The 12183-nt window shown below is 70.4% G+C and carries 12 protein-coding genes; 10 read left to right on the forward strand and 2 right to left on the reverse strand.

What is annotated here, in order from left to right; all coding sequences use genetic code 11:
* Nucleotides 1–56: 56 nt before the first annotated feature.
* The 5 genes from ACA089_RS13090 to ACA089_RS13110 all read left to right on the forward strand — a co-directional run bounded on the left by ACA089_RS13090 (nt 57) and on the right by ACA089_RS13110 (nt 2558).
* The gene (locus tag ACA089_RS13090; protein WP_372017444.1) at nt 57–689 is read left to right on the forward strand and encodes a sigma-70 family RNA polymerase sigma factor; all 633 of its coding nucleotides are present in this window, start codon (nt 57–59) and stop codon (nt 687–689) included.
* Nucleotides 686–1345: a ChrR family anti-sigma-E factor gene (locus tag ACA089_RS13095; protein WP_372017446.1), complete on the forward strand. Its 660-nt coding sequence runs from the start codon at nt 686–688 to the stop codon at nt 1343–1345. Before ACA089_RS13090 ends, ACA089_RS13095 begins: the two co-directional genes overlap by 4 nt.
* A 73-nt stretch (nt 1346–1418) precedes the next feature.
* Nucleotides 1419–1862 carry a VOC family protein gene (locus ACA089_RS13100; protein ID WP_372017447.1) on the forward strand — a complete coding sequence of 148 codons (444 nt, stop codon included), beginning with the start codon at nt 1419–1421 and terminating at the stop codon, nt 1860–1862.
* 31 nt (nt 1863–1893) lie between these two features.
* Complete coding sequence (locus tag ACA089_RS13105) at nt 1894–2265, forward strand: VOC family protein (protein WP_372017449.1); 372 nt, start codon at nt 1894–1896, stop codon at nt 2263–2265.
* A gap of 56 nt (nt 2266–2321) precedes the next feature.
* Nucleotides 2322–2558: a hypothetical protein gene (locus ACA089_RS13110; protein ID WP_372017451.1), complete on the forward strand. Its 237-nt coding sequence runs from the start codon at nt 2322–2324 to the stop codon at nt 2556–2558.
* 13 nt (nt 2559–2571) lie between these two features.
* On the opposite strand, the gene ACA089_RS13115 is transcribed toward ACA089_RS13110, so the two are convergent.
* Nucleotides 2572–3534, reverse strand: a complete 963-nt coding sequence (locus ACA089_RS13115; RefSeq protein ID WP_372017453.1) for a LysR family transcriptional regulator — start codon at nt 3532–3534, stop codon at nt 2572–2574.
* A gap of 118 nt (nt 3535–3652) precedes the next feature.
* Between ACA089_RS13115 and aceB the strand changes: the two genes are divergently transcribed.
* The 4 genes from aceB to ACA089_RS13135 all read left to right on the forward strand — a co-directional run bounded on the left by aceB (nt 3653) and on the right by ACA089_RS13135 (nt 10594).
* The gene (gene aceB / locus ACA089_RS13120; protein ID WP_372017455.1) at nt 3653–5338 is read left to right on the forward strand and encodes a malate synthase A; all 1686 of its coding nucleotides are present in this window, start codon (nt 3653–3655) and stop codon (nt 5336–5338) included.
* A gap of 40 nt (nt 5339–5378) precedes the next feature.
* Nucleotides 5379–6671: an isocitrate lyase gene (aceA, locus tag ACA089_RS13125; protein ID WP_372017456.1), complete on the forward strand. Its 1293-nt coding sequence runs from the start codon at nt 5379–5381 to the stop codon at nt 6669–6671.
* Between the two features lie 319 nt (nt 6672–6990).
* The gene (locus tag ACA089_RS13130) at nt 6991–8028 is read left to right on the forward strand and encodes a GGDEF domain-containing protein (protein ID WP_372017458.1); all 1038 of its coding nucleotides are present in this window, start codon (nt 6991–6993) and stop codon (nt 8026–8028) included.
* A gap of 10 nt (nt 8029–8038) precedes the next feature.
* Nucleotides 8039–10594 (forward strand): putative peptide modification system cyclase, encoded by a 2556-nt coding sequence (locus tag ACA089_RS13135; RefSeq protein ID WP_372017460.1) that lies wholly within the window; start codon nt 8039–8041, stop codon nt 10592–10594.
* A 2-nt stretch (nt 10595–10596) separates the two neighbouring features.
* Here the strand turns inward: ACA089_RS13135 and ACA089_RS13140 are convergent, their stop codons facing one another.
* A complete protein-coding gene (locus ACA089_RS13140; RefSeq protein ID WP_372017462.1) occupies nt 10597–10917 on the reverse strand; it encodes an NHLP-related RiPP peptide in 321 nt (106 codons plus the stop codon).
* Nucleotides 10918–10980: 63 nt separating this feature from the next.
* Here ACA089_RS13140 and ACA089_RS13145 point away from each other — a divergent pair, with 63 nt between their 5' ends.
* The gene (locus tag ACA089_RS13145; protein ID WP_372017463.1) at nt 10981–12165 is read left to right on the forward strand and encodes a putative peptide maturation dehydrogenase; all 1185 of its coding nucleotides are present in this window, start codon (nt 10981–10983) and stop codon (nt 12163–12165) included.
* Nucleotides 12166–12183: the final 18 nt, after the last annotated feature.

A 12183-nucleotide genomic window follows, 5' to 3' on the forward strand; every position in this document is an offset into this window, starting at 1 on the left:
CGAATGCCCGCGGCATGCGTAAGCAGGAGGACCCCATCCGGGGGCTCGAGGGTAAGATGCCGATCGACCCGGCCACCAGGAAAGTGACGCCGCTCGCGGCGCCCAAGCGCGTGTCCAGCACGATCGACGCCATGCCGGACGATGCCTGCCACTGGAGCGACCAGATGCGGGCGGTCGCCATGCATGGGGACATGGACGCGTTCCTGCGCATCCACGACCACTACGCGCCCCGGCTCAAGCGCTACCTGCTCGGCCATGGCGTCGCCGGTGCCCAGGCCGACGACCTGGTGCAGGACGCGATGCTGCGGCTGTGGCGCAGTGCGGCCGCGTTCGACCCCGCCCGCGCCAGCCTGTCGACCTGGCTGTTCCGCATCGTCCGCAACCTGCAGATCGACGCGCGCCGGCGATCGGCGCACCGCGATGCCGAGGCCGGCTTCCCGGATGGCGACGATGGCTGGGCGGTCGACGAGGACGGCGTGCAGCCCGACGCCTACGCCGACCATGTCGGCCTGGACCGCGCGATCCGGGGCCTGCCCGCGGCGCAGGCGCGGCTCATCCGCATGGCCTACCTCGAAGCCCGCAGCCACAGCGAAATCGCGGCCGAGCTCGGCATGCCGCTGGGCTCGGTCAAGTCCACGCTCCGGCGTGCGTTCGCCCGCCTGAAGGCCGGTCTGGGGGCCGGGCCATGACCACGAACCATCATCCCGATCCGTCGACGCTGATCGCGCATTCCGCCGGGGCGCTGCCGCAGGCGTTCTCGGCCGTGGTGTCCGCGCACCTGGAAGCCTGCGCGCACTGCCGCGCGCAGCTCGCGCTGGCCGACCGCATCGGCGGCCATCTGCTGGCCCAGCAGGATGGCGCACCGCTGGCCGGGGACGCGCGCTCCCGGTTGCGGGAGCGCGTGCTGGCGGAGGGGCCGCCCCTGGCCCCGCCTCATCCGCGGCCCGCGCGCTCCGCGCCGTCCGGCGAACTGCCGCGCACCCTGCAGCCGTATTTCGGCCAGCGCTACGCCGACCTGCGCTGGCGGATGATCGGTCCCGGCATCCACTACATGCGCGCCGACCGGTGCGACGACGGGCACCTGATGCTGCTGCGGACCGCGCCGGGGCGCAGCGTCCCGATGCACACCCACGGGGGCAACGAGCTGACCCTGATCCTGCAGGGCGCCTATCGCGACGCGATCGGCCAGTTCGGCCCGGGCGATGTCGCCGACCTCGACGAAGACGTGGAACACCAGCCGGTGACCCTGCCCGGCGTGCCCTGCATCTGCGTCGCGGCGACCGACGCGCCGCTGCGGTTCTCCGGCTGGATGGCACGGTTGCTGCAGCCGCTGTTCAAGCTCTAGGGGCGGCACGGCCGCGGACCCGGATCGGCTACGCTGCCGCTCCCGACCGTCGCCGCGCGAGCGCCCCGCACCGATGAAGCAGTCCCTCGGCCTGGTCTCCCTCGTCGTACGCGACTACGACGAGGCGCTCGACTTCTTCGTCGGCACGCTGGGCTTCCGCCTGGTGGAAGACACGCCCGTGCCGGAACAGGGCAAGCGCTGGGTGGTGGTCTCGCCGCCGGGCGCGGTGGAATCGCAGCTGCTGCTGGCGCGCGCGTCGACCGCGGAGCAGGCCGCGCACGTGGGCGCACAGACCGGCGGCCGGGTGTTCCTGTTCCTGTATACCGACGACGTCCGCCGCGACTACCGCACGTATCGCGCGCGCGGCGTGCGCTTCGTCCGCGAACCGGTGGAGCAGCCGTACGGGACCGTGGCTGTGTTCGAGGACCTCTACGGCAACCTCTGGGACCTGCTCCAGCCCACGGCCGCGCACCTGCGGCAGCGCGCAGGCAGCGCAGGCCCGGGGACGACCGGCTAGGCTCGACGGTCCCACGCCGGAGTGCAAGGACATGGCCGCCCGAACCCGTTCCCTCGTCGCCTTCGCCCACGTGGCCGATGTCGCGCGCAGCATCCGCTTCTACGCCGACCTCGGATTTTCCGTGGCCAGTTCGGTCGTTCCGGACGGTGGTTCGGCGCCGACGTGGGCGTGGCTGGAAAGCGACGGCGCGAACCTGATGGTCGGCCTGGCCGACGCGCCGGTCGATGCGGCGGTGCAGGCGGTGCTGTTCTACCTGTACGTCGACGATGTCCGGCAGGCGTATGAACAGCTGCGAGCCCTCGGGCATGCGCCCGGGTCCATCGCCCACCCGTTCTACATGCCGGCTGGCGAGTTCCGCCTGGAGGACCCGGACGGCTACGTGCTGATGCTCGCGCAATGCTAGCGGCCGGCCAGGTGCTCCGGCGCGCGTGGTGCGCGTGGGCCCGGCCTGTCGCCCCCGTGGCTGCCGTTGTCACGGTCATCGGCAGCCACGCGCAGCCGCGCGAGGCGAGGCGGGTGATGCGGGAGGAGGACGGCATGGCGGACAAGCAGGAACCGCGCAGGCAGGCGGGCAAGCCGGCGGCCTCCCGGCGCCGGGCCTACGAATACGACCACCACTACGGGGCGCGCCTGCAGGGGCGGGAGGCGCCGCCACCGCCGCCCAGGCCGACCCCCGGTCCGAAGAAGAACGCCTGATCCGGCGAGCCGTTCAACGCTCGGAGTGCCCGGCCTCGTCGTACTCGCGGGGCGCCATCAGGTCGGGCTTGATCAGGGCGATGAACGCACGCGCCTGCGGCGACAGCACGCGCCCCTTGCGCACGATCACGCCATAGCTGCGCGACGGGAAGAACGCGGCCAGCGAGCGCGAGCCCAGGCGCTCGCCGTCGTTCTCGCCCAGGCAGATCGACGGCACGATCGACACGCCCATGCCCATCGCCACGTACTGCTTGATCACGTCCCAGCCGCTCACCTCCAGCGCGACCGTGTACGGCACCCGGTTCTGCTGCAGCACCAGGTCGACCAGCCGCCAGGTGATCTGGCGCTTCGGGGGCAGGATCAGCGGATGCGGGGCCAGGTCGGCCAGTTCCAGCCGCGGCTTCCTCAGCAGCGGATGCCCGGGCGGTGCGATCAGGCGCTGTTCGAAGCGGTAGGCGCCCTCGTAGCTGAGGTCCGCCGGCACGTCGAGCAGGGTGCCGACCACCAGGTCCACCGCGTCCTCGCGCAGCAGGTCGGTGCCCTCGCTGGTCACCACGTTGTTCAGGGTCAGGCGCACGTCGGGATGGCGGGCGCGGAACGCCTCCACGATCCGCGGCAGCAGGTAGAGGATGGTCGAGCTGTTGGCCGCGATCTTCAGCTCGCCGGCATCGAGGCCCTGGACCCGCTCGCGGAAGGCCGCCTCCAGCCCGTCCAGCTGCTCGACCAGCGGCAGGGCCATCTCGTACAGGACTTCGCCTTCGCGGGTGGGGGTCAGTCGCCGCCCGCTGCGCTCCAGCAGCCGCACCCCCAGGTCGCGCTCCAGCGCCTGCAGCTGCAGCGTGATCGCCGGCTGGGAGACGAAAAGCGCATCGGCCGCCCGCGAGACCGACCCCAGCCGGACCGTCTGGCAGAACGCGCGCAGCGGCTTGAGGCGGTCGGATTTGTAGGAAAAACGAGGACTTGCGCTTCCGGGCACGGGATGGTTGTGCCTGCATATTAGTTAAGCTTATGAACTACATTGGCAAAACTGTTTTGTCAAATAGTTTGTCGCAGCGCAGCGTGGACTCCCGACCCGTGCAGCCCAGGAGCCTGCCATGTCCGCCACTGCCATCCCCGTGTCGCCGCGCCCCTCCGGTGCCCGTCCGCCCGTCGCCGCGGTCGCGCCGCGGGCCGCGGCCGGGCTTTCGCTGACCGAGCGCGTCGCCGGGCAGGAGCAGCTGCTGCCGGCGCCGTTGCTGGGCCTGCTCGTATCGCTGCACCGGGCGATCGAGCCCGAGCGCCGCGCCCGCCTGGCCGCGCGCCGCGAGCGCCAGGCCTTCTTCGACGCCGGCGGCCTCCCGGACTTCCGGGCAGACACCGCCGCGATCCGCGCCGGGGACTGGACCGTCGCCGCGATCCCGCGCGCGCTGCAGGACCGCCGCGTCGAGATCACCGGGCCGACCGACCCGAAGATGGTGATCAACGCGCTGAACTCCGGCGCGCAGTGCTACATGGCCGACTTCGAGGATTCGACCGCCCCGACCTGGCGCAACCTGCTGGCCGGCCAGCGCGCGCTGGCCGCGGCGGTCGACGGCACGCTGCAGTTCGAGGGCGACAACGGCAGGCAGTACCGGCTGCGCCCGTACGAGGAACGCGCGGTGCTGATCGTGCGCCCGCGCGGCTGGCATCTGGACGAAAAGCACGTGCGCATCGACGGCGAAGCGATCGCCGGCGGCCTGTTCGACATGGCCGTGTTCGCCTGGCACAACGCGCGCACGCTGATGGCCAACGACCGCGGCCCCTACTTCTACCTCCCCAAGCTGCAGAGCATGGAAGAGGCCGCCCTGTGGGAAACCGCGCTGTCGCACGTGGAGGCGATGCTGGGCCTGCCGCACGGGCAGATGAAGGTGACCGTGCTGGTCGAGACGCTGCCCGCGGTGTTCGAGATGGACGAGATCCTGCATGCGCTGAAGGACCGCATCGTCGGCCTGAACTGCGGGCGCTGGGACTACATCTTTTCCTACCTGAAGACCTTCCGCGCCCATGCCGACCGGGTGCTGCCCGAGCGCGGCCAGGTGACGATGACCCAGCCGTTCCTGAAGGCCTACTCGGAACTGCTGATCCGCACCTGCCACCGCCGCGGCGCGCACGCGATGGGCGGCATGGCCGCGCAGATCCCGATCGCCGGCGACGAGGCGGCCAACGAGCAGGCGTTGGCGCGGGTGCGTGCCGACAAGCTGCGCGAGGTCACCGCCGGCCACGACGGCACCTGGGTGGCGCATCCGGCACTGATCCCGGTGGCGCGCGCGATCTTCGACGCGCACATGCCGACGCCGCACCAGCACCACGTGCTGCGCGCGGATGTCCGGGCAAGCCGCGACGAGCTGATCCGCCCGAGCGAAGGCACCATCACCCGCGCCGGCTTCGAGAACAACGTGGAAGTGTGCGTGCGTTACATGGCCGCCTGGCTGGACGGCAATGGCTGCGTGCCGATCCACTGGCTGATGGAGGACGCGGCCACCGCCGAGATCGCCCGCGCGCAGCTGTGGCAGTGGCTGCACCACTCCGATCCGCGCGGCTGCCACGCCGATGGCAGCCCGGTGCACCTGGCCGACGGCACGGTGATCGACTTCGCCCTGTTCGAGCGGACCCTGGCCGCGTTGCCGGGCCGCCTGGGCGACACCGCGGCGCTGCCCGGCGGCGCGCGGATTGCCGAGGCCATCGGCCTGCTCGACGAACTGACCCGCGCCTGCCAGCTGGTGGAGTTCCTGACCCTGCCCGCCTACGCCCGCATCGACTGAGCCGCATCCAGAACCGCATCGACACCCCACGGAGAACGCCATGACCACCCTGAAGACCGCCGAACAGATCCAGCACGAATGGAACACCGACCCGCGCTGGGCCGGCATCACCCGCAACTACACCGCCGCCGACGTGGTCCGGTTGCGCGGCACGATTCCGGTCGAGCATTCGATCGCGAAGATCGGCGCGGAGAAGCTGTGGCGCTACCTGCACGAGAAGGATTTCGTGAACGCGCTCGGCGCGCTGACCGGCAACCAGGCCATGCAGCAGGTCAAGGCCGGCTTGAACGCGATCTACCTGTCGGGCTGGCAGGTGGCCGCCGACGCCAACCTGGCCGGGCAGATGTACCCGGACCAGTCGTTGTACCCGGCCGACTCGGTGCCGGCGGTGGTGCGCCGGATCAACAACGCGCTGCTGCGTGCCGACCAGCTGCACCATGCCGAGGGCGACGACAGCATCGACTTCCTGCAGCCGATCGTGGCCGACGCCGAAGCCGGCTTCGGTGGTGTGCTCAACGCCTTCGAGCTGATGAAGGCGATGATCGAGGCCGGTGCCTCGGGCGTGCACTTCGAGGACCAGCTGGCCTCGGTGAAGAAGTGCGGGCACATGGGCGGCAAGGTGCTGGTGCCGACCCGCGAGGCGGTGGAGAAGCTCAACGCCGCGCGCCTGGCCGCCGACGTGCTGGGCGTGCCGACGCTGCTGGTGGCGCGCACCGACGCCGAGGCCGCCGACCTGCTGACCTCCGACGTCGACGACAACGACAAGCCGTTCTGCACCGGCGAGCGCACCGTCGAAGGCTTCTACAAGGTCCGCAACGGCCTGGAGCAGTCGATCAGCCGCGGCCTGGCCTACGCGCCGTACGCCGACCTGGTGTGGTGCGAGACCGGCAAGCCGGACCTGGAGTTCGCGCGCAGGTTCGCCGAGGCGATCCACGCGAAGTACCCCGGCAAGCTGCTGGCCTACAACTGCTCGCCCAGCTTCAACTGGAAGAAGAACCTGGACGACGCGACCATCGCGAAGTTCCAGAAGGAAATCGCCGGCTACGGCTACAGGTTCCAGTTCATCACCCTGGCCGGCTTCCACGCGCTGAACTACTCGATGTTCAACCTGGCCCACGGTTACGCCCGCCGGCAGATGAGCGCCTTCGTCGAACTGCAGGAGGCCGAGTTCGCCGCCGCCGAGAAGGGCTTCACCGCGGTCAAGCACCAGCGCGAGGTCGGCACCGGCTACTTCGACCAGGTGACCCAGGCGATCCAGCAGGGCCAGTCCTCGACCACCGCGCTGAAGGGCTCGACCGAGGAAGAGCAGTTCCACGACCGCGCCGCGGCCTGAGCCGCGACGCCCCGCGGGGGCGTCCCCGGGAGGGACGCCTCCCGGGTCCTGCGCGCCGCACGGCCGTGGCGGGGTCGTTCCGGCGTTTGCCCCGGTATAGGGGCCGGCATCCGCCGGCGGCTGGCATGCCGGGAGCCAGGCCATGGGCCGCGACGGACGAGGGCGCAGGACGGAGGGGCCGGCGGGTGCCTGCCGCCGGCGGGACCATCGGTTCCCCTGGCGCTCCGGGCACGTGGCCAACCGGCGGGCGCCATGCCGTACGCGCCCCGATGGTATGCTCCGTCTTCACCCGGGGGGGGCCGGGTTCGGGAGCCGTGGGATGTCGAGCGACGGCGTGGCACGCAACGTCCGGGACAGGAACGAACAGGAAGCCGGTGGTGGCGGAAACGCCGCCCTGGCGGCGTGCGAGTTCGATTTGTTCGCCGCCGTCGGCCGCGAGCGCGCTGTGCGCAACGGCGAGCGCATCTTCCGCCGCGGCGACACCGGCGACATCATGTATGTCATCGCCGCGGGCCGGGTCGAGCTGGATTTCGGCAACGACCTGGCGACCAAGCAGCTCGGGCCGCAGGAGTTCTTCGGCGAGCTGGGCCTGCTGATCGGCGAGCACACGCGCAGCGCGGACGCGGTGGCCGCCAGCGACGGTCGCGTGGTCGAGCTGGGCGAAGTGGAGTTCCAGCAGCTGGTCGAGCGCGATCCGCACCTGGTCGCGCAGTTCCTGCGCCGCTCGATCACCCGCGTGGTGCTCAACGAGCAGAGCCTGATCCGGCAGTTGCGCCGCCGCAACCAGGACCTGGAAACGGCGCTGGACAACCTCTACGCCACCACCCACCAGCTCAACCAGACCGAAGAGCTGATCCGCACCGACGAGCTGACCGGCCTGTACAACCGCCGCGGCCTGACCCTGCACCTGCAGGAATGCCGCCGCCTCGGCCAGACCGCCTCGCTCGGCCTGGTGCTGGTGGACTGCGACCGCTTCAAGCAGGTCAACGACGACCACGGCCACCTGGTCGGCGACCGCGTGCTGCAGAACATCGCCGGCATCCTGCGCTCCGTCGCCGGTGCCGAGGACGTGCCGTGCCGGCTGGGCGGCGACGAGTTCTGCCTGCTGGTCGCGGCGCAGCGGCGCGAGGACGTGATGCGCTACGCCGAGTTCGTGGTCGCCACCACCCGCAACCTGCTGCAGCTGCAGCAGGCCGTGCCGACGATCTGCCCGGTCAGCGTGGGCGCCTGCCTGGTGGACGCGGAGCAGGACTGGAACGACTGGTACGCCCGCGCCGACTCGGCGCTGTACGAGGCCAAGCGCCTGGGCGGCAACCGCGCGTTCTGGATCGACGCCGCCGGCGTGCCGGCGACCTGAGGACGACGGGATGGACGGCATGCCGCACGATGCCAACGCCCCGCAGTTGCGGACCCTGCTGCTGACCGACCTGTGCGACTCGACCGCGCTGGTGGAGAAGCTCGGGGATGGCGTGGCCGCCACCCTGTTCCGCGACCATGACCGGCTGGTGCTGGAACTGCAGCAACGCTGGCGCGGCCGCCTGATCGACCGGTCCGACGGCCTGCTGCTGCTGTTCGAGCGCCCGCTCGACGGACTGGGCTTCGCGCTCGACTACCGCCGCGGGCTGGACGCGCTCGGTCGCGCCCATCGCGTGGGCCCGCTGCTGGCACGCGCCGGCCTGCACGTGGGCGAGGTGCTGATCTGGCGCAACAGCGAGGAGGCGGTGAACGCCGGGGCCAAGCCGGTGGAAGTCGAAGGCCTGGCCAAGCCGTTCGCGGCGCGGCTGATGCAGCTGGCCCGGCCCGGCCAGATCCTGCTGTCCTCGGTGGTCGAACCGCTGCTGCGGCGCTCGGCCCGCGAGCTGGGCGAACGCGGCGATGCCCTGCAATGGCGCACCCACGGCCGCTGGCTGTTCAAGGGCGTGCCGGAGGTGCAGGAGGTGCACGAGGTCGGCGAGCCGGGCCTGGCGCCGTTGCGCGGCCCTCGCGGCGACGCCAAGGCGCGGCGCGACATCCCCGCGTGGCGCAGGCCGGCGGCGCTCGCCGCGGAAGTGGTGCTGGCGACCGGCATGGTGGTCGGTGGCTGGTTCATGACCCGCCCCGAGCCGGCGATCGCCTTCTCCGAGCGCGACTGGGTGGTGGTGGGCGACCTGCGCAACATGACCGGCCAGACCGTGCTGGACGACTCGCTGGAGCAGGCTTTCCGGCTGAGCCTGGAGCAGTCGCGCTACGTCAACGTGCTGTCGGAGCTGAAGGTGCGGGATACCCTCTCGCGCATGGGGCGTCCGATGCTCGCGCTGGTGGATCGCGAGGTCGGGTCCGAAGTCGCCATCCGCGACGGCGCGCTTGGCCTCGTCCTCCCTTCGGTATCGGAGGTGGGCGGCCAGGTCCATGTCAGCCTGGAACTGGTCGATCCGCGGACGAGGGAGACCTTGTTCTCCACCTCGGCGTATGGGGTCGGGATGGAATCGACCCTCGAATCGATCGACGAGGTCACGGCGTCGTTGCGGTCGGCGCTGGGCGAAGGCAGCGTCGCACTCTCGAAGGATTCCAAGCCTCTTCCGCAAGTGGCGACGCGGAGCCTGGATGCCCTGCGGGCTTACGCCCTGGGCCAGGAGGCATACGGAACGGGCAACTACGTCCAGGCCAGGGACTTCTACAAGCGGGCGATCTCGTTCGATCCCGAGTTCGCGCTGGCCCATATCGGCGTCATGCGGGCCTACAGCGTGCTGGACCAGCAGGCGGAGGGGATGCCCTACCTCAGGAAGGCCCAGGAACTGCGCGCGAACCTGAAGGGAAGGGACCAGGTCTATCTCGACGCGTGGGTGGTGCAGCTGGAAGATCCGGAGCATGCCGCCGACGCCTGGATGCAGATGGCGAAGATGTATCCCGACTATTTTCCCGCGCTGACCAACACCGCCTTCGCGCTCGAGGTTCACAACAGTTACGAGCAGGCGCTGGACTTTGCTTCACGTGCGGCGGTCAAGCAGAGCGAGTTCGCCCAGGTTTCCATGGAGCTTCTGGGTAGGCTCCGCCTGGCACGCGGCGAGTTCGACGAGGCCCGGCGGATCCTGTCATCCGCCGGTGATACCGGCACGCCGGGCATGCGGATCTGGCAGGTCGCAGCGCTGGCGGCAGCAGGAGACTTCGCTGCAGCGGAGAAGCTCTGGCCGCCCGACGACCAGCTCAAGCTGACCTACTTCGAACGCGTGTCGATGTACCTCGACGAAGGGAAGTGGCGCCTCGCCAGGGCCGAGGCGGACCGGGTGCATGCAAGGGCGGGCAAGGATGCCGCCCGCTTCCGCCAGAGCCATCTGCCGCTGGCGGTCGCACTCTGGGCGATGGGGGACGCGGACACTTCCAAGCAGGTGTTGCGGTCGGCGGTCGATGCTGCCCTGACGGCCGTCCGGCAGCCCACCAGCGGCATGGACCAGCGCGACGATGCGACGCTCGCCTTGCATGCCGCGCTGCTGGCGCAGCGGATGGGCGACCCGTCACCGGCCGCGGCCGTCTCGGCGGCGCTGAAGGAGAACGACAGGCTGGCCTCGATCCAGCCGGTCAAATCCCTGGCTACGGTGCTGGCGGCCCGCCAGCTGATTCTCGCGGAAAAACCGGACGAGGCGATCGCTTCCCTCAACGCCATCGTCGACGGAACGGAGCCGCTGCAGGCCAGGGTCGCCCTGATGGAGGCCTACATGGCCGCAGGCGAAGCCGACGCCGCGCTCGTACAGGCCCGCTGGCTTGCAGGCAACAGGGGGCGGGCCTATGCGGAGTATGGCTGTGCGTGGTGCCAGCAGGGTCTCAATGTGGTCGATGCCCGGCTTGCCGAGCGCCACGCCGCCGCGCTGGCTGCGGCGGCTGGTGACCGGGGCGTGCTGGACCGGCGGTTGGAGATGACGAGGCTGCCGCCGGCCCAGACACAGTGAGGTCACGCGTCGCGCGTGCCCTTCGACTGGATGTTGAGCAGGATCGGCTGCATGCCCAGCCCGGAGGTCAGCGAAGAGCGGATCTCGTCGCGTGCCGAGGCGATGGCGTCCTTGGAAGCCAGGCCTCCGACCTTCAGCCGGGAATGGAGCAGCTTGAGATCCTCTGCCGCGCCGGGGTCGTAGCCGGCCTTGACCAGCGCCGCTGCGGGGTCTCGAGCGAAGAGATCCCGGAAATCATCGTCACTTGCCAGCAGGTCGAGCAGGCGGTCGGCGACTTCGGGAGCGAGGGGAGCCGGTGCAGCCCCCTGGTTCGGATCGGACATCGGTTTCCCCTGACCACCCGTCAGGGGTGGTTTCGCAGCGAAGCTTAACGGGAAACGCGTCGCATGAAAGAGGAAGGCATGAGGGTTCGCCGGTGCAAGGTGCTCTATCTCGAATCCAGGGAAGAGGTCACTTTCGACCTGGGTGATCTTCTCGCCGGCGGGACAGGCGCCAGGCGTGCCCGCTCCTGGATCGCCTTGGCACCACACCTGGGCGGCGAGTATGTGGTGGACGCATTGGCCCGCGAGGTCCTGGGCGGTCTCAGCCCCGAGCAATGGAGCGAACCGGCCGACCTGCCGGACGGGTGGCAGCCGAAGCTGAAGGAGCTCATCGACTGTGGGCTGGTCCTTGCCGACCAGGCGGACGCCGACGATCCACGCCGTGCAAGGGACGAGGCACTCAGGCGAAGCCACTGGCATCCACTCTCGGCCCTTGCGCATGGCCTGACCCGCTGGAACGGGGTGGATGCCGTCGAGGCCATGCAGAGCACGGGCACGGAAACGGCAGACAAGTTGCGGGACGTGCTCGGGCCGCCGCCGCCGGAACGCGCCATTCGTGGCGACATCGTCTCCAGGGTCGCGTTGCAGCGAAGTGCGTCGAACGGCTTCGACGACCTGCTCAGGCGGAGGGCCACGTGCCGCAACTTCGATCGATCACGGGCACTTCCGCTGGCGTCGCTGACCCAGGTTCTCGAGCGCGTGTTCGCGGCGCAGGCCGTGGTACCCGTGACGCCTGATACGGTATTCCTGAAGAAGAACTGCCCTTCGGGGGGCGGGCTTCACCCGGTGGATGCCTACGTCGTGGTCAGGGACGTGGCCGGCCTGGACCCCGGGATCTACTACTACGACCCCATCGAGCACGCGCTGGGCCGCCTGCCCGATCCCGCAATGCCGCTGGAAAAGCTCATGTGCGAGGCCGTCGCCGGCCAGACCTGGTTCGCCGATGCGCACGTGCTCGCGATCATGGCCCCGCGCTACGCGCGGAACTTCTGGAAATACCGCCAGCACGCGAAGGCCTACCGTGCGGTCCTGCTGGAGGCGGGCCACCTCTCGCAGACGTTGTACCTCTCGGCCACCGAGGCGGGCCTGGCCGCCTACGTGACGTGCGCGATCAACGAGACGTGCCTGGACGAGGCCCTGGGCCTGGACCCGATGAACGAAGGCGTCCTCGCCGTCTGCGGCTTCGGCTGGCGCGGCGGGACGATGGACACGATGGAGCTCGATCCGCTCGGCACGGTCTGGCAGCCGTAGCAGCGGGCGCCGGACTCC

It is taken from the genome of Pseudoxanthomonas fibrivorans (assembly GCF_041464125.1).
Classification (GTDB): domain Bacteria; phylum Pseudomonadota; class Gammaproteobacteria; order Xanthomonadales; family Xanthomonadaceae; genus Pseudoxanthomonas.

What these genes read in the sequence shown, in the direction of transcription:
- ACA089_RS13090 (WP_372017444.1), top strand. Translation starts at nt 57, where the DNA reads ATGCCGATCGACCCGGCCACCAGGAAAGTGACGCCGCTCGCGGCGCCC.
- ACA089_RS13095 (WP_372017446.1), top strand. Translation starts at nt 686, where the DNA reads ATGACCACGAACCATCATCCCGATCCGTCGACGCTGATCGCGCATTCC.
- ACA089_RS13100 (WP_372017447.1), top strand. Translation starts at nt 1,419, where the DNA reads ATGAAGCAGTCCCTCGGCCTGGTCTCCCTCGTCGTACGCGACTACGAC.
- ACA089_RS13105 (WP_372017449.1), top strand. Translation starts at nt 1,894, where the DNA reads ATGGCCGCCCGAACCCGTTCCCTCGTCGCCTTCGCCCACGTGGCCGAT.
- aceB (WP_372017455.1), top strand. Translation starts at nt 3,653, where the DNA reads ATGTCCGCCACTGCCATCCCCGTGTCGCCGCGCCCCTCCGGTGCCCGT.
- aceA (WP_372017456.1), top strand. Translation starts at nt 5,379, where the DNA reads ATGACCACCCTGAAGACCGCCGAACAGATCCAGCACGAATGGAACACC.
- ACA089_RS13130 (WP_372017458.1), top strand. Translation starts at nt 6,991, where the DNA reads ATGTCGAGCGACGGCGTGGCACGCAACGTCCGGGACAGGAACGAACAG.
- ACA089_RS13135 (WP_372017460.1), top strand. Translation starts at nt 8,039, where the DNA reads ATGGACGGCATGCCGCACGATGCCAACGCCCCGCAGTTGCGGACCCTG.
- ACA089_RS13140 (WP_372017462.1), bottom strand. Translation starts at nt 10,917, where the DNA reads ATGTCCGATCCGAACCAGGGGGCTGCACCGGCTCCCCTCGCTCCCGAA.
- ACA089_RS13145 (WP_372017463.1), top strand. Translation starts at nt 10,981, where the DNA reads ATGAAAGAGGAAGGCATGAGGGTTCGCCGGTGCAAGGTGCTCTATCTC.